An 18,789-nucleotide genomic window follows, 5' to 3' on the forward strand; every position below is an offset into this window, starting at 1 on the left:
GGCAAACGTTAACAATAAAGAATTGTACCTATTCTCTCACAAACCATGTCATTTGAAAAGATAAAATTCTTATTAATTCACTGTGTTTTATTAAGTATAGTGAAGGCAAAAACCCCGCTGCAAGCAGCGGGGCTAAGTGCGAGGATATCCCTCTAACCTCTCTTGTGGTTGGTACATCTGTCCAAAGAAACCACAGCTTCAGGTGTCGTAGTTGACCAGATAATGATGAAGCTCTGTGTTATAGCAGCCGATGCTGTGTTCAATCAGCCTGCCTTCCCCGTCGTAGGAGTTGCGCAGGCGCACCAGTACATGCGTGCCCGGCGGCAGCGCCAGCAGCAGGCAAACTTCGGGAGGTGCCTGCTCTACGAAGAACCGGTCCTTGAAGTTCTCCAGTACAATGTTCTTCTCCTCCAGGGAGTCATACAGCGACTGAATGTCTGCACCTATCTCCGCCGTACCTCCACCGGGCAGGGCAGCAGCAGTCAAGAAATGGGTCAGATGAATATAAGGCTGTCCATCCAGTATATATAGCCGCTCAATCCGCTGGCAATACGGCCCGTAACGGCTGTATTCCTCCGTCCCGGGAACATTGGTAACCAGCTTGGAGTCCAGCAGTTTTTTTTCCAGCTTATGCCCCGCTTCTACCAGCAGCTCTGTGAACCGTTTGCCCTTGGAGAGCTTCTGGTAGGAGGTATTACGCATCACAATCGTGCCGACACCGCTTTTCTTCTGCACGTAACCTTCCTGCGACAGCTCCTGAACCGCGCCGCGGACCGTCATTTTGCTGACGCCGAATTCTCTCTCCAGCTGCGGCTCGGAGGGGATAATGCTCCCCAGGGGGTATACCCCGTGCAGAATCCGGTCTTTGAGGATCTTTTGGATCTGCTGATATAAGGGACCTTGCTTGCGTTTCAGAGACACGCTCTCATTCACTACCTTTCAACATCTAAGCTACGGTCTGACAACGCCCGGAGTACCTCGCTCTCGGTGAACAGCGCTGTATCGCCCGGGATGGTGTGGGCCAGCATTGCCGCTGCCGCTGCCATGTCTACCGTCTGCTGCTGCGGGTACTGCTGCAATTCACCATGGATGATGGCGCTGGCGAATGCATCTCCGGCACCGATCCGGTCATAGACCGGGAAGGTCAGCTTACGCGAGAACCGGAACGTTCCCTGATGATAAATATACCCTGTCAGGGAATGCGTATTATCAGCGTTGATCTCACGGTGGGTGCCCGCTGCCGTCCTGATTCCGAAGCGCTCCGCCACTGCGGGAATCGCTTGCTTCAACTGTGTTATTCTATCATATTCTCCGGCCACGGCACCAAGAATGTACTGGGCATCCTTCTCGTTCATCAGCACCAGATCCGCCAGACCAAGCAGCTCCTCCACATGCGGGCGGGCCTTGGCATAGCCATCCTCGCCCCATAACGCCGGACGGTAATTGCAGTCAAAAACCACCATGCCCCCGGCACTCTTCACCTCCGCAGCAAGCCGCTTCATCTGCTGGCGCACCCCATCATTCATAGCCAGCGTAATGCCGCATAAATGAACGACATCCACACCGGAGGCCAGCGCCGCCATATCATAATTCTCTGCATCTGCGGTATTGAAGCTGCTGCCCAGCCGGTCTGTATACGTGACTCTTCCGGGGCGGGCGCCGAATCCATTCTCCAGAAAATACATCCCCAGCTGCTTACCGCCCCGGCGGATCAGCGAGGTATCCACCCCAAGCTTGCGCAGATAAGCCATCGCCGCTTCACCCACCGGAGTCTCCGGCAAAGTGGTGATCAGCGCACCGTTATGGCCGTATCTGGAGAGCGCCGCCGTTACATTCACACCGCTGCCGGAAAAAGAGTACTCCAGCCTGCTGCCCTGGGCCAGCGTCTCGTAGCCCGGAACCTGCAGCCGCATCATCACTTCGCCAAAGGCAGCAACTCTAGGCATAGCGGTCCACCAGCAGCTTCATGATACCAAGCAGTGTACGGACATCCTGCACGTTCGTGCTGCCCGTCTCCGGGTCTATAATTGAGGAATAGACATGCGGGATCACCTGCGGCACGCCTGCCTGAAGCGCAATCTCCAGAATAGGCCCGAAGTTATCCAGGTCGATTCCGCCCGTTGGCTCCAGCGCAAACCCGGCCTCGCCGCAGGCCTTAACCACCGCACGGTACTCCTCCTCCAGCTTCAGCCCCTGCATCGGATAATATTTGAGCGCATTCCCGCCCATGTCACGAACCAGGGCAATGGCGGCCTGCACCGGCACAATTGCTTGCTGCCCCATTCCCGCACTTATGGGACCAGTCGATATATTGACATAACCCGGCTGTCCGCAGGGAGAGACCAGGCTGTTAATCCAGCTATCCTTCACTCCCAGGTTGGCACGGGTGGCTCCCACTGCCGGAAAAACCTGGTTGATATGGCTTCCCGCATAGCTGGAAGCAATCTCTGCCACAACCGCCGCCTGGCGGTTATCTCCCGCTCCTAGTCCGATGGATACGGCATCCTCGATAGACCGGCCATATTCGGTCATGGCTGCGGCGGCTTCCCCGGCGGTGGCATAGTTTTTGGAGAGTACGCCTACCAGAACATGCCCTTCCGCAGCCTCATAGATATCCTTGGCGTTCCCGATACTGCCGGCCAGTACATTAAGTGCCGCTCTATTCTTATAGAACCGCTGCTGAATATTGCTCATTCTTGTATGCCTCCTAAGATTTCATTGATTCTGCTGACGATCACCTGAAGATCATCCCCTTGCAGCGGCCTTGGATCAATATCGAAAAAGCCCTGCTTCACGCCATAGTCCCGGGTATACACGGCAATCTCACCTTCACGCAGCAGGTCATTGACCTCCCTTGCGTCCATTCCCGCAGCAGCGGCTTCAATCTGGATACGTCCGCGATAAATGGCCCGGCCCGCTTCATCCTGTACGATGCGGACTGTAACTCCAGGAAGTCTGCCGAGCGGCTGAAGCGCCTCCAGCGCCTGCTTCTCCCGTTCACTGTTGTCAGCCTTGTGCTGATATTCGTCCAAGGCCTGGAGCAGTCCGAAGGTGGTCTCCTTGCCGACCTTCATGCTGCGGCCAATCCCGTGCAGCTGAACCTTCAGCCACTCGATGTATTTCTTCCTGCCCGCTACAATACCCGAGGTTGGACCTTCCACAGCCTTCGAGCCGCTGTAAATGGCCAGATCGGAATAGCGGACATATTTGTGCAGATCCTCTTCCGCTGCCGCATCCACAATCAGCGGCACCCCTCTCTTCTGTGCAACCTCCCAAGCCTCTTCCACAGAGATCATATTCTTCTGGACGGCATGATGGGATTTGACATAGAGAATCGCTGCTGTATGTTCACCGATGGCCTGTTCAATATGCTCTTTCCGGCCTTCGTTCGCGTATCCGGCTTCGACCACCCGGCCGCCGCCGAGGAATACCATCGTCTCAACCGGCGCTCCATACTGCACATTATGGCCCTTCAGCATAACAACCTCATTCTTCAGCACCGGCTCCTGGTGCAGGCGCAGGCTGAGCCGCGGATCCCCGGCGGTCACGACGGCTGCTACCGACAGCGCAATGCCGCTGGAAGCAGAGTTCACGACAACCGCCGCTTCGCAGCCCAGCAGACGGGCAATATAGTCCCCGGATTTGTCCACCAGATCGGCAATCTCTACGTATTGCTGCCCGCCCTGCTTCATCGCCTCCATGACCGAATCCGTTGGGGAGGAGACGCCCAGGATGCTCATTCTTCCGCTGGCATTAATCACACGCTTCAATCCATATTTAGCCTGTAATGAGTGATCCATTGATAAAAACTCCTTTAGCTTCAATATAATGGTGCGTCGTCCGGACATCGCCTTCCGAATCTGTGAGCGGCTTCTCGCCTGATTCCAGGGCGAACAAGGTCAGGTTCGCCTGCTGCCCGGCCCTGATCTGCCCAAGCTCCGGCTTGCCGAGCCAAGCTGCTGCGCTGCCGGTGACCGCCCGGATGACCTCTTCCAGACTGTAGCCGAGATACAGGAATTTCGTCAGCACATCCGACATACTGTACACCGGACCGTTCAGACGGTTGCCCCGGTAGATATCTGTGCTGATTGTATTCAGCGCAATGCCTGCCGCCTTCGCCTGCTCAGCCACCCGGAAGGAGAAGCTTGCCGTGCCATGTCCGACATCCAGATGAACGCCCCGGGCCACTGCATCCAGCAGGCCTAGCAGCGGTGTGCCGTCCGCCTGGAACAGATTATTGGATTTGCCGTTGAGATAGTGGGTGATCACATCGCCCGGCCGCAGCAGCTCCAGCACTTCAGCGATAGCCGGCGGAGCGGAGCCGATATGGACCATGAGCGGAAGCTTCGTGTCTTCCGACAATGCACGTGCCAGCTTAAGCGGCTCGATGCCGGAGCTTTTGACGACACTCTGGCTGATGCGGGCCTTCAGGCCGACAATAAATTCAGGATACGCAGCTGCCGCCGCAAGCGCCCTGGTCCGGTCAATCCACTCCAGCTGTGACAGCTCGTCGGTCCGTTCAAGCCCGATTCTCGATATATTCAGCAGAGCGAACACCCGTGTGGCCGCCCTCAGACTCCTGGCATAGAAATCTCCGATCCGGTCTGCCCCGCAGCTCCCGGCATCCACCAGAGTGGTCACGCCCTGCTTCACCCCAATCTCGTCGATCTCATCGCCATAGGGATCAAGCTCCGGCACAGCATGCACATGCAGATCAATCCATCCGCTGGAACCATATAATCCGGAGCAGTCCAGTCCGTCCCTGCCTTCAGCCTGGCCTGGCGGTGTAATCGCGGTGATGATCCCGTCCTGAATGGAAATATCCACTACCCGGCCGTCCACAAGCTGCAAATTGCGCAGCACATTCTCTGTGCCCACTTATCCCATCTCCTTCGTCAATCCATGCGATTTAAAAGAAATACAAAAAAATGATTAATGACATGAACCCTTAACATCCTTATATTTAATAAGCAGAAACGAGTTTGCCGTCCTTTAAGTTCTTATTGTCCACTCCAAAGATTATAATGTTATAATGTTTATAGTAGCACAAGTGTGATCCAGAAGAGAACTGCGATTTACGATCAACGATTGCTCATCCCAATCATTCTAATCCGAATATCTTAATACTGGAGGGACTGCTTCATGGCAAATCCGGCACTCAAGCCATCCTTGCTGAGCCGGTTCCGGCTGAGCTGGAACCATTTCAAATCAAGGCTGCTGCTGAAATATGCATTTTCCTATATCCTCATGTTCCTTATCCCGCTGACCGGTGTTACCATCTTCGTCTATGAAAACGCCGTCAAAGGCCTGCGGGTCGAAATTGAACAATCCAATGTCAATCAGCTTAATCAGGTGAAGAGCACCATAGACGACCGTATGAATGAGCTTCAGGAAGTCGCGGGCAGAATCGCCTATGACAAGCATCTGACCCCCTATATGGTCCGGCATCCCTACTACAGCCTGGAGGCCATTCAGGCGCTGGCGAATTACAAGGCCAGCAGCAGCATTGCCGAGGATCTGTTCCTCTATTTCCATGGTGATTCCAATATCTATTCTTACCGCGGTCTGGCGGATCTTCATGTTACCTTCGATACCCTTTATCAGTTCGAGCACTGGACGACCGGGGACCTTCGGCGGGACTTGAATGAGACCCGGCAGCCGCTGGTGCGCCCTGCTGAGAATGTGACTGTCAATTCCCGTGTCGAGCCGATGCTCGCCATGCTCGTCCCCGTGAAACCGAATGACCCCTTCCCTTACGGGACAGTCGTCTATCTGATGAAGGAATCCAATCTGACCGGAGTCATGGACTCCATTCTGAGCGATTTCTCGGGGAGCAGCTATATCTTCGGCCCCTCCGGCGAGGTGCTGACTGCGAACAGCCATGGCGTCAGCCTCCCCGGGGACGAGCTTAAAACGATATCCGTCCTGGAACCGGGCATTCACAATCTGGAGCTGGACGGGGAACAATACTCCGTTGTGTCCGTCAAGTCGGAAGAGAATGGCTGGACCTATGTAACCACCATGCCAAGCTTCCAGTTCTTCAGCCGTGTCGCCCAGGTCCAGACTCTGATCCTGATCGTCTTCTGCATCACGGTCATTACCGGCATCGCCGCCGCCCTGCTGCTGGCCAAACGGCAATACCATCCGATCCGGGATCTGATGGAATTCGCCAAGCTGAAGGGCAGCGGCAATGAGGCCTCCAAGCTCCGCAACGAATGGGAGTCAATCCGCCAGACGCTGCATGATTACAGTGCCAGAATTGATCTTCAGGAGCCCTTTGTCCGCAACCAGTGTATGCTGCTCCTGCTCAAGCACGGCAAGCCGGATGATCCCGAGATTGAACAGATGATCCTGAGCGCAGGCTTCCGGCATCCGCAGGAGCAGGGCCTGTATTTCTCGGCAATCCTGTCCTGGGATGATGCGGCTCCGGGCGGGCAGTCCTGGCAGGAACGCCATCTGCTGCAGGAGATGCTCAGCAATATCTGCCTGCCCGGTCCGGATGCACAGATCTTCGGGATTGAATTCTCGGTCAAAGACCAGTTTGCCCTGATTATTTCACTCCCCGGCGAAGGGGCGCTGCCGGTTCAGGGCCGGATGGAGCAGGTTATTGAAGCCATTCAAGCGGTGATCCGCGAACACTCGCAGCTCTCTCTGAGTATCGGTGTCGGCACGGCCTACAGAGACTTGGCCCGGCTTAACCAATCCTTCATTGAAGCAGCCGCAGCCCTGGAGCACCGGATGATCCGGCGCAGCGGCCAGGTCACCTACTTCGAGCAGCTGGCAGAGCTGAACCCGGCCGCTGGCGAGAGCTTCTGGATTCCCCGCAAATCCATGCTGAAGCTGGAGCAGAGTCTGAAGCAGGGCAACGAATCGGTTGCGGCCCAGATGATCGCCGACACGATTGATACGATCAAGGATGAGCCGCTGCAGGTCCATCTGCTGCGCTGCATCTGCTTCGATCTGCTGAACGCTTTTCTGCGCACCGCCTCCGAGCTTGGTATGGATGAGGTGTTCACCAATGTGCCGGAGCTGACCTCCTTCGAGACACTGGAGGAGCTGGAGAGCCGGCTGCTCTCGCTGGCTGCTGCCATTTGCGCGCAGGTTGAGCGGAACACGGAAACCAGCGAGTCCTCTCTCATGGACGACATTCTGGCTTACGTGGACCAGCAGTTCGCCGACTACACCCTCAGCCTGGAGCATGTGGCACTGAAGTTTGCCATTTCAACCTCTTATTTAAGCCGGAGCTTCAAGGAGAAGACCGGCAGCAATTTCTCCCAATATATCTGGCAGCGGCGGGTGGATGAGGTGATCCGGCTGCTGGAGAACACCAGTGCCCCGCTCAAGGAAATTATCGAGCAGGTCGGTTATCTCGATGCGCCGAACTTCATTCGCAAGTTCAAAAAAGAAACCGGTCTGACGCCTGGGCAATACCGCAAGGAACATGCCTTGAAGGGGACCGCTGCGAAAAGACCGGTATAAGGCGGGCGGAGCTTCCGTCCGACCTGTCTGAATAGGCTAAGCTTAAGGATTGTGGCATACAGCCAATCCTTCAAACTGTGAATAGTTGGACTTCCGGGCAGAGCTTCCTTCAACCTTGTGAACAGCGGACTTCCGGGCAGGGCATCTTTTAACCCTCTGAATAGCGGACTTCCGGGCAGCGGCTGTTGCGCTGGAATTCCCTGGTGTCATCCACTTTTCGGGGCAGGAATCTGGTAACTTTGTATAAAATCCTGCCTGAAATGCAACATTGCCCTCATCCTATCCACCCGAACCCGGAATTGTTGCACAAAAGGCAGGATTGTGCCTACCGTAGGCATTTTAACTAGCGTATTCTTGTATTCTGTGCAACAATCCGCCCGTACACCTGACTATCTATGAAGCAAAGCTGCAAAACGTGCAACATTTAGGTCTGCAAAGCCTATGATGTCTATGCCGCTTATGAAGAGTTCCATTCTGCCGGGAACGAGTCAAACGCCGCTTCGCGCCAGCACATTGTGTTCGGTTTTCCGCATACATTGGCCCACACACCGCCGCGCTGGGCGAATTGTGTTCGGTTTTCCGCATACATTGCCCCACACACCGCCGCGCTGGCGAATTGTGTTCGGTTTTCCGCATACATTGCCCCACACACCGCCGCGCTGGCGAATTGTGTTCGGTTTTCCGTGTACATTACCTTCGCGCCAGCACATTGTGTTCGGTTTTTCGCGTACATCTGGCCCAATGACTTCACTCTTCTAGTCCTTCAGGTCTCATCGCGCCCATTCCACTTTTTTAAATCTGACGCTGAACAGTTATTCCGCTTCCTTAAGAATATGCTCTACCAGCTCATCCAGCGGCACGGTGGCAAGCGCAATCGCTGTGTCCGTTACCCCGTAATAGATATAGAGCAGCCCGTCTTTGACTACATTACCTGTCGGGAAAATAACATTCGGAATCTGGAACCCGAATTTCTCGTAATAGGTCTCCGGCTCCATAATGAAATTATGGGTCCGGGCAATGATTTTCTCCGGCTGCTCCAGATCCAGCAGCATGGCCCCCACACGGTAGACAATCTCCTCATCTACGCCGTGATAGAGCACCAGCCAGCCCTTGTCTGTGCGGATGGGAGGCGTGGAGCCTCCGATCTTGCGTGATTCCCAGGAGAGGTTCCCGGCGGTGGCAAGCAGCTTGGGCTCCTCCCAATTCACCAGATCCTCGGAATACGTAATCCACATGGCCGCCTTCTCTGTTCCGTAGGCTTCGCCCACATATTCCTCGGGACGGCGGAGGAGTACAAATTTGCCGTTTATTTTCTCAGGAAAAAGAATGTTGTCCCGGTCATTGATGTCCAGCGGTGTCGTGTCCGCAACAAACTCCCAGTCCAGCAGATTGTCCGACTTCAGGATGGAGGAACGGGTCAGCCAGTGGCCCTCCTCTTCTCCCCATCCATCCGGGTAGGTTGGAATAGAACGCTCAGGGACGCCTGCCCCGGTAGGGTAATAACTCATGGCACAGGGGCGCAGGGCGTAATTCAGGTAGAAGGTTCCGTCGATTTTGACAATCCGCGGGTCCTGCACACTGCCGTATGGGAATCCCAGCATATCGGGCGTGACAATCGGCTCATCCTTCACATGAGTGAAGTTCACGCCGTCCTCGCTCTCCAGCAGACCCAGATAGTTCTTGCACGGGGTCAGGGAGCCGGCGGTGCGCTCGATCATATAGAATTTGCCGTTATCAATGATAACTGCAGGGTTGAAGACGGTAACCTTGCGCCATTCATAGCCGCCCGGGACGACAATCGGATTATTGGGATGTCTTGTGATTTGCATGTCTATTCCTCCTGCGAATGATGTTCGTGATATATAGGAAGCACTTAAGTTTTGCACTTGAAGCTTCATCGTCACTGCGGTGAACATTTGGACTTCCGGCCGCTGTTGTCACCAGATTTCTTGATTTTGAACCGCTACTCGCGGGTGAAATCCGGTGACAGCTTATGCTTACGAGGTAGCTTTCCTTCGGAAAGCTTTCGGGCGGTCGCTACCGCTCCTACAGTTCCAAATTTCCCCTTCGCTTCTTTTGCTTTTTGTTAATTTTTTTCGTGCTTCTTATACAGTTTGAGCGTCTGGACCTCATAGGGCCGGAAGGAGAGCGGGATCACGCCGCCGGAAACTTCAGCAGAGCCTGTACTGCTCTCCAGCAGATTGACCCGGCAGGCGCGGATCTCCTTGTCCTTCCAATCCAGCGCAGCCGTCTCTCTGCTGCCTGCGGACTCATATAGGCGGACAATAATTCCGCTGCCGTCCTCTGCCTGCTTGATCGTATCGAGCATTACGTGACTGCTCTGGAAGTCAAGCCAGGAATGGGTGCCGGGATAACGGCCGGAATGCGAGGCTTCGCTGACTGCCAGCAGAGGCTCATTCAGCGCTGCCGCCTCCCGCACCACACCGGCTTGCCGCCAATCTCCGCTGTGCGGATACAGGGAATAGGTGAATTCATGCTCCCCCTGGTCCGCATAGCGGTCAGGCCAGCGAGGGGAGCGCAGCAGCGACAGGCGCAGCACCCCGTCATGAATGTCATAGCCGTATTTGCAGTCGTTCAGCAGGCTGACACCATAGCCGCCTTCGGACAGATCCGCCCAGCGGTGTCCGCAGACCTCGAATTGCGCCTGCTCCCAGCTGGTGTTGCGGTGGGTCGGACGCTCCAGCGCCCCGAAGGGAATCTCATACGTCGCCTTCGCGGCCACAATGTCCACCGGAAAAGCGACCTTCAGCAGCTTATGCTTCTCCCTCCAGCTGACCCGGGTCCGGAAGTCTACCCTGCGGCTGTGCCGGGGCAGCACGATCTCCTGCTCAATCAGGGATTCGCCCAGCTGCCAGCGGAATTTCAGCACCGTCTGCACAGGGCCGCTTGTGACCACCTGCCGGTCCAGCAGCTTCGCCTTGCCCGCAGGCTGCTGCTCATAACGCGGGTCCAGATCCCAGGCATCCCACAGCGGCGGGGTGTCATGATAGAACTGCAGCTGATTACCGGTCTGGCCGGGCTGAAGCAGCTCGCGTCCGGCGCTTTTGTCAACCCAGCGGCTGATTTCACCGTCTTCGTTAAAGGCAAGAATGTAATGGTCCGTCTCCCATAACTCCGGGAAACCGCCTCCGGCGGCAGGAGCTGCCTGCGGCTCAGGCCACACTACGGCTCGTTCCGCAGCCTCTGCCTCCTGCCCATACCGCTCGCCGACAGCATACGCCTGCCGATCAGGGCGTACGCCCGCAGCCTCAGCCTCCCGCAGCCAGAAGGTGCGGCAGCCGAAGGCAGGCACCTTGCGCACCCGGATGGCCAGCGTATAGCTGTCTCCGTCTCCAGCCGTACTCCAGCATTCGCTCTCCAGCAGGCCCTCTTCATCGAAGGCCTGAAGCGTGGTCAGACTGGAGTCTCCCTCCAGCCGGATCAGCTCTGTCCGCTCCCAGCCCAGGCTGTTGAAGACTACATAAGGGCGGCCCGCACCTGTAGTATTCACTTCGCCGGCCAAGGCACGGAGTGAGGTGTCCAGCACCTTCCGGCCCAGACGAAAAATCTCCGCGTATTCCTCCCGCGAGGTGATGTACACCTCGGGAATGGAAGTGCCGGGAATGATGTCATGGAACTGGTTCAGCAGCAGCAGCTTCCAGCCTTCAGCCAGCTCCTCCTGAGCCTTCAGCCACAGCTCTGTCTCCGACTGTGCAGGCTCCGGCTGTACAAGCCCCGACTGAGCAAGCTCCAACTGCACAGGCTCTGGCTGCGCAAACCCCGGAAGCCCCATAAGCCCGCTCGTCTGCGCGAGTACGCTCCAGATCTCCGCTTGCCGGTATAAGACCTCCGCCTTGCGGTTGCTGCGCTTATTGAAGGCATGGGTCGTGAAGGTGCCCCGGTGAAGCTCCAGATAGAGATCGCCATGCCATGCCGGAAGCTCCGGCTGGCGTGAGCCGATCTCCGAGAAGAAGGCTTCTGCCGTAGAGAAGCAGCTAACCGGCTGGCCCGGCGCGAGATCGGTGCGGGCTACATATTCCAGCATCTCGTGAGTGACTCCGCCTCCGCCGTCTCCGTGGCCGTAGAGCAGCATAAGTTCATCGTGCTCTTCCTTCTGGGCGTAGGCCTGCCAATGCTCCTGCACATCCTTCGGGTGAGTATGCTCATTCACTCCATGGTTCTGATAAGCCACGATCTTCGTCCCGTCAATGCCGACCCAGTGGAACAGCGTATGCGGGAAGGGGTTGGTATCATTCCAGCCGAGCTTCGTTGTCATGAAATAATCAATTCCCGCCTGCTTCAAGAGCTGCGGCAGAGACGCGCAATAGCCGAACGTATCCGGCAGCCATTCAATCGTGGACCGCTTGCCGAACTCATCCATATAGAACCCCTGGCCGTACAGCATCTGCCGTACCAGCGATTCCCCGCCGGGAATGTTCAGATCCGGCTCTACCCACATGCCGCCGACCAGCTCCCACCGGCCCTCGGCAATCCGCTGCTTGATCCGCTCGTATAGCTGCGGATAATGCGCCTTGGCGAAGGCATACAGCTGGGGCTGGCTCTGGGAGTACCGGAACTCCGGGTACTTATCCATCAAGGCACAGACCGTGGAGAAGGTCCGGCTGACCTTGCGTACCGTCTCGCGGACCGGCCACAGCCAGGCTATATCAATATGCGACTGGCCCACCATGTGCATCGTCCCCGGATGCAGTCCCTCAGACCGTTCTGCCGCCGCTTCTGCCCGCAGCTGCTGTTCAGCCGCAGTGACGGCATCGCCGTCCAGGAGCAGCTCCTCCTTCAGATAGAGCGTGTCCATCACCCGCTCCAGTGCCTTCAGGCTGCGGATACGGCGCATATCTCCCTCCGGCAGCAGCAGGGCCGCTTCATGCACGATCTTCACCATATGCAGGAGGCTGTATACCGCCGGATTCACACGCACCAGCGTGATTTCTACTCCCGTAAGCGGCGGCTTGATCACCGCCTGGCGGTTCAGCGGGTCCTCCGGCTCAGGCACCGGATCATACAGCTCGATGTCCAGCTGAAGGACTTCTCCCGCTATGCCGGGCGGCAGCGGAATGAACCAGTGATTACTGTCCAGGCCATGATAGGGCGCTCCGCCCAGCTTCAGCAGGCCTTCCCCGCGTCCCAGATAGAGCAGCGCCGGCTCTTCCGGCCCCCACTCTCCCGGAACTGAGATCTCCCGCTGAAGGAAATACGTGGTTCCATAACCGCCATCCAGCCGTGCAATCCCGTAATTCAGGTGAAGCTCCTCTTCATGCTCATAACAGCCGGGAGAGAGATAACGGGACTTGCGCATACTCCACTCCGCAAGCTCTATCTTCTCTGCCCACTGCCGCTTGGCGAGCCAGCCGATGAACCGGTTCATACGCTTCATGGCTTAGCCCTCCTCCCTGACTTCAAGCGGCGCCGTCAAATACTCTGCGGAGTGCGGACCTATCATCACCGCGAACGCTCCCGGCTCCACAATCCGCGTCAGATCCGCAGATACATACTCCAGCTCTTCCCGGCCGACGCTGAACGTCACCGTCTGCGTGTCTCCCGGCTGAAGGCTGATTTTGCGGAAGCCCTTGAGCTGCTTCTCGGGACGGGTAATGGAAGAGGCCAGATCGGAAATATACAGCTGAACCACCTCGCTGCCCGCCCGGTCACCCCTATTAGTCACATCCACGGAGACAAGCACCTGTCCATCCGCCGTAATAACGGGGGGTTCTACCTTCAGATTGCTGTACGAGAATTCGCTGTAGCTGAGGCCGTAGCCAAACGGATACTGCGCCTGGAAGTCCGTCTCCAGATACCGCTTGCCGCGCGTCCGCCGCTTGTAGTAATAGACCGGAAGCTGGCCGACATGCTTCGGAATGCTGATCGTCAGCCGCCCGGAAGGGTTCACCCCGCCGAACAGAATATCGGCAACCGCATGTCCGCCTTCCTGCCCAGGGTACCAGGCCTCCAAGATAGCGTCGGCATGCTCCACAATCCACGGCTCGGCAATCGGACGGCCGTTGATGTAGACCACAATCAGCGGCTTGCCCAGCTTATGAATCTCCTGCGCCAGCTCAAGCTGCACGCCCGTCAGATTCAGCGTAGCCCGGTCGATACCCTCGCCGCATTCCATATCGCTCCAGGAATGCTCAGTCACAACGGAAGCTCCAGTGAGCAGATCAATCGTTCCTTCCCCGAAGTCTCTGGCACTTGAGCCGCCAATCGCCAGCACAACGGCATCCGCTTCGGCTGCACAAGCGAGCGCATGGGCGAAGCCTTCCCGCGAATCACCTTTGATCCGGCAGCCGGGTGCATACAGCACATTGTCCGCACTGCCGCCCAGCGCCTGCCGGATTCCCTCCAGCACCGTGACAATGGCGCCCTTGGGCTGCGGCGAGGTGTAGTCACCAAGCTGGTTATACGGTGCATCCGCATTGGGTCCAATCACCGCGAGCTTCGGAATCTGCTTGCTCAGCGGCAGGGTTCCGTGCTCATTCTTCAGCATAATAATGCTCTCACCGGCTATCCGCCGCGCCAGCTCCCGGTGCTCCGGCTTCCCTATTGTCTGCTCAGCCTGCTGGGGATCGGCATAGGGACGGTCGAACAGTCCCAGCTTGAACTTCAGCTCCAGAATCCTGGCGGCTGCGCGGTCCAGGTCGGACTCCTGCAGCCGTCCATGCTCGATAGCAGCCGCGATATGTTGCTCGAACATCTCGCCTGACATCTCCATGTCGATACCGGCCAATAGCGCCTGCGCGACCGCCGCCTCCCCGCTATCTGCGGTGTTATGACCATTCGTCAGCATCCCCAGCGCTCCGCAATCCGTGATCACGAAGCCCTCGAAGCCCCACTGCTCCCGCAATACATCCTGCAAAAGATAACGGTTCGTCGTGCACGGTACGCCATCAATCTCATTGTATGCCGTCATAATGGACAGCGCTCCGGCCTCCACCGCCTTACGGAAAGGCAGCAGATCCACCTCATGCAGCTCGCGGAGTCCCATATGCACAGGCGCAGAGTTCCGCCCGCCTTCCGAGCTGCCATAAGCGGCGAAGTGCTTCAGCGTAGCCAGCACGGAATCCTCTGCGTCCAGTCGTTCGCCCTGCAAGCCTTTTACCGCCTCTACGCCCATCGTGGCAATCAGGAACGGATCTTCGCCGAAGGTCTCCTCCGTCCGCCCCCAGCGCGGATCACGCACCACATCCAGGACCGGCGAGTAGGTTGCCGCACCACCCTGGCTGCGGGTCTCCAGGGCAACTGCGCGGCACATCTCCCGGTACAGCTCCGGATTCCACATGCTGCCCAGCGCGAGCGGAACCGGAAATACAGTGGCGCCTATCGCCATGTGTCCGTGCGAGCATTCTTCCCCGAACAGAATAGGAATACCGAGCCGGCTCTCCTTCATGGCATAGGCCTGAATGGCATTGACTGCCTCCGCCCCCTGCTTCGGGGACAGGCCGGTCTCCAGCGTGACGCCGGTCCAGGGGTCTGCACGCAGCGTCCCATAGAGGGAGCCGACGCCTCCGGCGGCCACCTGGCGCTTGAAGGCTTCCGTCATACCGGTCGTTCCGTCCGGGTGCTTCTCATAACACTGCCAGCCGAAAGGCTGGACTAATTGTCCAGCCTTCTCCCCAAGGGTCATGCGCTGCAGCAGGTCCTGTACCCGATCCGCCACAGGCCGCGTTTTATCCTTATAGATCATTTTTACAGCACCTTTCTGCACTTAGACATTCATGCCGCTCTAGTTACTTTTCCAGCGGTCATAGGCAGCCTGGTTAATCTCGGCCACACGCTCTCCGCCCATCTTCTTGACTGTCGCCACATAATTGTCCCAGCCCGTAAGCGGCTCGGCACCGGTGATGAACTTCGCTTCCATCTGCTTCACATACGTGCTGAGGTCCGAATTCAGACTGCTGATCTCGGTCTGCTCCTCCACCGTGAGGAACAGGGCCGGGAACGGAATCCGCGCGCCTTTATCCAGCAGCTTCTGCTTGGTCTCCTGCTCGACCCAGAGGTCAAAGTCCGTCTTCAGCCCCTTGTTGATATCATCCATGGACAGGGTTGGCGCAGGAATACCGTAGTTCGGCGTCAAGGTAGCCCGGAAATCTTCCATTTCCTTGCCGTCCGGTACAGGCAGGTATTGCTTCACGCGGTTGTCTTTATCGGTGTACTCCCAGAGCGTTCCCTCTGGCCCTTTGTTGAAGAACATGGCGCCTTCATAGGAATAGAGATAATCGACCCAGCGCAGCGAGGCTTCCGGTGCCGGATTGCTGTTCGTGATGGCGAATGCGCCGGTTGTAATCCCTCTGTTCTTGGCAATCGCCGGAGCGGCGACCGATTCACTGCGTACCGGGGCGAACATCGGATCTGCTGTGGACGGCTCCCCGCCCTTAGTCATATAAGCGTGCCAGTCGGAGAAAAGAGCGACGCGGTTATTATTCGCCTTGGCCTTCTTCTGCTCCGCCGTCTGCGAGAAGCTCTCATGATCCAGCAGCTCCTCGGACCACAGGCGGTTCATATAGGTCAAATACTCCTTATAGCCTTCTTCCAGCGGGGTATAATGCACCTTATCCGCATCGTCTACATAGATTTCTTCTTCATAGATGCCGAAAGCGCCCAGCAGCCAGGTGCGGATATCGCGCAGATTCGCAGCGGTGGTGGTCACCGAGGAGATCGGAATTTCATCGGCTTGGCCGTTGCCGTTCGGGTCTTCCTCCTTCACCCGCTTCAGGTAGGTGTATAGCTCCTCCGTCGTTTCCGGCAGCTTGTCGATATTCAGCGCCTTCAGGAAGTCGCCGTTATACCACATCGGATTGCGGTACCAGTGCTGGCTCATTTCCACAACCGGCAGGGAGTAGATATGACCGTCCGGGGCTGTAATCGACTTGCGGACATCCGGGTTCTCCTCCAGCAGCGCCTTGAAGTTCGGGGCGTATTCCTCGATCAGATCCTCCAGAGGGATCAGTATCCCCTGTTCGCCGTAATTCATCTGCTCGGCAGTTGTCAGACCGGCCGCATAGAAGATATCCGGGTAATCGCCGCTGGCGAACACCAGATTCTTTTTAGTTTCGAAGCTGTCCTTCGGCGCGTTTTTGAATTCCATCGTAATCCCGGTCTTCTCCTTCATCTGCTGAAGCACCGGCATGTTCTCCCAGTTCTGAATCCCCACATCCGGCGCCATCATGCTCAGGGTAACGGGCTCACTCACAATCGGGAAGCCCTCCTTGTTCACCGTGGCCTCTCCGGTACTCTTATCCGCCGTGCCTTCATTTGCGTTGCCGCAGCCTGCCAGCAGAGTAAGGATGAGCGCCGAAGACAACAGAAGCTTCCATGGTTTACGTGTGGTCTGCATTTGATGATTCCTCCCTTATATTCATTACATTCTAACCGTTTAGCCTTTCACAGAGCCAATCATGACCCCTTGGACAAAATAACGCTGCAGGAACGGGTAGACCGCCACAATAGGCAGTGTCGAGACGACGATGACTCCATATTTGACCAGCGATGCCGTTTCTGCCTTATTATTCATGGCCATAGCCACCTCGCCGTTAATCGCAGCACCTGTGGTCTCCGCCGACATTTCCTGAAGGACCAGGATCTGGCGCAGCACCATCTGCAGCGGATACTTGGCTTCATCATTCAAGTAGATCAGGGACGGGAAATAGCTGTTCCAATGGCCTACCCCGTAGAACAGGGCCATCACGGCTATAATCGGTGCGGACAGCGGAAGAATAATGCGGATGAACAGCTTCAGATTCGTACAGCCGTCAATATGCGCCGCTTCCTGCAGCTCCTTGGGAATGGTGCTCTGAAAAAAGGTGCGGGCAACCACGATATTCCAGACGGAAGCCGCCACAGGCAGAATCAAAGCCCCCATGCTGTTGATCAGGCCAAGGTTCTTGACCAGCAGATACGTCGGCACAAGTCCGCCGCTGAAGAACATCGTGAACAGGATGAGGCCCATGAACAGCTGGCGTCCGACAAAATCAGACCGGCTGAGCGCATATGCAGCAGGCAGTGTCACAGCGAGATTAAGCAGCGTGCCCGCCGCCGTGTAGATGATGGTATTGAGATACCCGTTCCATATCTTCGGGTTCTCAAAAACAAGCTTGTAGCCGTCCAGCGTCACATTCTTCGGAAACAGCCACATGGCTCCCGAATTAACATCCTGCGGTGAACTGATGGAGGCGCTGAGGATATAGATCAGCGGATAGAGTACAACTACCAGCGCAAGGCACAGATAAATGTAGGTGCTGATCAGAAACAGCTTATCTCCCTTGGATTCTTTCATGGCAGTAACCAAAGACTTCAACTCCTTTCTACCAGAGGCTGTTCTCACTGGTGCGTTTGGCAATCCGGTTAACGGTAACCAGCAGAATTACGTTGACCACCGAGTTGAACAATCCGACAGCCGTCGAGAAGCTGTATTGGGCGTTCACCAGACCGGCGCGGTATACATAGGTGGATATGACATCGGAGGCTTCCATATTGAGCGAATTCTGCAGCAGCAGGATTTTCTCGAAGCCAAGGCCTAGAATATTACCCATATTCAGGATCAGCATGATCGTGATCGTGGGTATGATGGTCGGCAGGTTGATATGCAGCACCCGTTTGATCCGGCTTGCTCCATCCACTATGGCCGCCTCATGCAGCTGGGGATCTACGCCTGACAGAGCCGCGAGATAGATAATCGTTCCCCACCCGGTGCTCTGCCAGACGCCCGAGAAGACATACACGGTCTTGAACCAGGCCGGATCGGTCAGGAACTGCGCGGGCTGGAAGCCCAGGAATTCGATGACCCGGACAATCATTCCGCTGGAGGGCGACAGGAAGGTGATGATCATCCCCGCCATGACTACTACTGAAATGAAATGCGGTGCGTAGGTGACGGTCTGGACTGATTTTTTGAACGGACCGTTGCGGACTTCATTGAAGGCCAGTGCCAGAATGATCGGCAGCGGAAACCCGATGGCCAGTTCATAGAAGCTGATGCTGAACGTGTTCCACAGCAGATCCCAGAAGAAATAGGAATTGAAGAACCGTTCAAAATGGTCAAAGCCTACCCACTCGCTGCCCGTAATTCCTTTGGAGGGTACGAAATTCTTGAAGGCAATCTGAATACCGTACATCGGACCATAATGAAATACGAGGAAATACAATAATGCGGGAAGCATGAACAGATAGAGCTCCCAATTTTGCCAGATTCTTTTGCCCAGGGACTTGTTCCCCTTCATTCTCCCACTCCTCTCTATGTTAGTTTTCATTACACAAAATCCTGTATCCGCTTCGCATTCTTGTGAAGGCCCTTCC

At 56.5% G+C, this 18,789-nt stretch carries 12 protein-coding genes; 1 reads left to right on the forward strand and 11 read right to left on the reverse strand.

Annotated elements, in window-relative coordinates:
- Positions 1-198 precede the first annotated feature (198 nt).
- Genes KDC22_RS28915 through KDC22_RS28935 form a run of 5 tightly spaced genes read right to left on the reverse strand, consistent with a single transcriptional unit; the run spans position 199 to position 4,878 of the window.
- A complete protein-coding gene (locus tag KDC22_RS28915; protein ID WP_211721188.1) occupies positions 199-933 on the reverse strand; it encodes a GntR family transcriptional regulator in 735 nt (244 codons plus the stop codon).
- Positions 933-1,946, reverse strand: coding sequence for a sugar kinase (locus tag KDC22_RS28920; RefSeq protein WP_211721189.1), 1,014 nt, complete (start codon positions 1,944-1,946; stop codon positions 933-935). The genes KDC22_RS28915 and KDC22_RS28920 overlap by 1 nt, the downstream gene beginning before the upstream one ends.
- Positions 1,939-2,694, reverse strand: coding sequence for a 2-dehydro-3-deoxy-phosphogluconate aldolase (gene dagF / locus KDC22_RS28925; RefSeq protein WP_211721190.1), 756 nt, complete (start codon positions 2,692-2,694; stop codon positions 1,939-1,941). Before dagF ends, KDC22_RS28920 begins: the two co-directional genes overlap by 8 nt.
- Positions 2,691-3,800 (reverse strand): DgaE family pyridoxal phosphate-dependent ammonia lyase, encoded by a 1,110-nt coding sequence (locus tag KDC22_RS28930; protein ID WP_211721191.1) that lies wholly within the window; start codon positions 3,798-3,800, stop codon positions 2,691-2,693. Before KDC22_RS28930 ends, dagF begins: the two co-directional genes overlap by 4 nt.
- Entirely contained in the window at positions 3,778-4,878 is a 1,101-nt protein-coding gene (locus KDC22_RS28935; RefSeq protein ID WP_211721192.1) for an amidohydrolase/deacetylase family metallohydrolase, read from the reverse strand. Before KDC22_RS28935 ends, KDC22_RS28930 begins: the two co-directional genes overlap by 23 nt.
- A 264-nt stretch (positions 4,879-5,142) precedes the next feature.
- Here KDC22_RS28935 and KDC22_RS28940 point away from each other — a divergent pair, with 264 nt between their 5' ends.
- Entirely contained in the window at positions 5,143-7,479 is a 2,337-nt protein-coding gene (locus KDC22_RS28940) for a helix-turn-helix domain-containing protein (RefSeq protein WP_211721193.1), read from the forward strand.
- A gap of 812 nt (positions 7,480-8,291) precedes the next feature.
- Here KDC22_RS28940 and KDC22_RS28945 read toward each other — a convergent pair.
- From KDC22_RS28945 to KDC22_RS28970, 6 genes are all read right to left on the reverse strand, one after another.
- Positions 8,292-9,308 carry a glycoside hydrolase family 130 protein gene (locus KDC22_RS28945; RefSeq protein WP_173138776.1) on the reverse strand — a complete coding sequence of 339 codons (1,017 nt, stop codon included), beginning with the start codon at positions 9,306-9,308 and terminating at the stop codon, positions 8,292-8,294.
- A 257-nt stretch (positions 9,309-9,565) separates the two neighbouring features.
- A complete protein-coding gene (locus KDC22_RS28950) occupies positions 9,566-12,874 on the reverse strand; it encodes an alpha-mannosidase (RefSeq protein WP_211721194.1) in 3,309 nt (1,102 codons plus the stop codon).
- Between the two features lie 3 nt (positions 12,875-12,877).
- Positions 12,878-15,181: a glycoside hydrolase family 3 N-terminal domain-containing protein gene (locus KDC22_RS28955; protein WP_211721195.1), complete on the reverse strand. Its 2,304-nt coding sequence runs from the start codon at positions 15,179-15,181 to the stop codon at positions 12,878-12,880.
- A 39-nt stretch (positions 15,182-15,220) separates the two neighbouring features.
- Positions 15,221-16,831 (reverse strand): extracellular solute-binding protein, encoded by a 1,611-nt coding sequence (locus KDC22_RS28960; RefSeq protein ID WP_211721196.1) that lies wholly within the window; start codon positions 16,829-16,831, stop codon positions 15,221-15,223.
- A 39-nt stretch (positions 16,832-16,870) separates the two neighbouring features.
- A complete protein-coding gene (locus KDC22_RS28965; protein ID WP_173138784.1) occupies positions 16,871-17,782 on the reverse strand; it encodes a carbohydrate ABC transporter permease in 912 nt (303 codons plus the stop codon).
- A 16-nt stretch (positions 17,783-17,798) separates the two neighbouring features.
- Complete coding sequence (locus KDC22_RS28970; protein WP_246553088.1) at positions 17,799-18,713, reverse strand: ABC transporter permease; 915 nt, start codon at positions 18,711-18,713, stop codon at positions 17,799-17,801.
- Positions 18,714-18,789 lie beyond the last annotated feature (76 nt).

Source organism: Paenibacillus tritici, assembly GCF_018207515.1.
GTDB lineage: Bacteria > Bacillota > Bacilli > Paenibacillales > Paenibacillaceae > Paenibacillus_AQ > Paenibacillus_AQ tritici.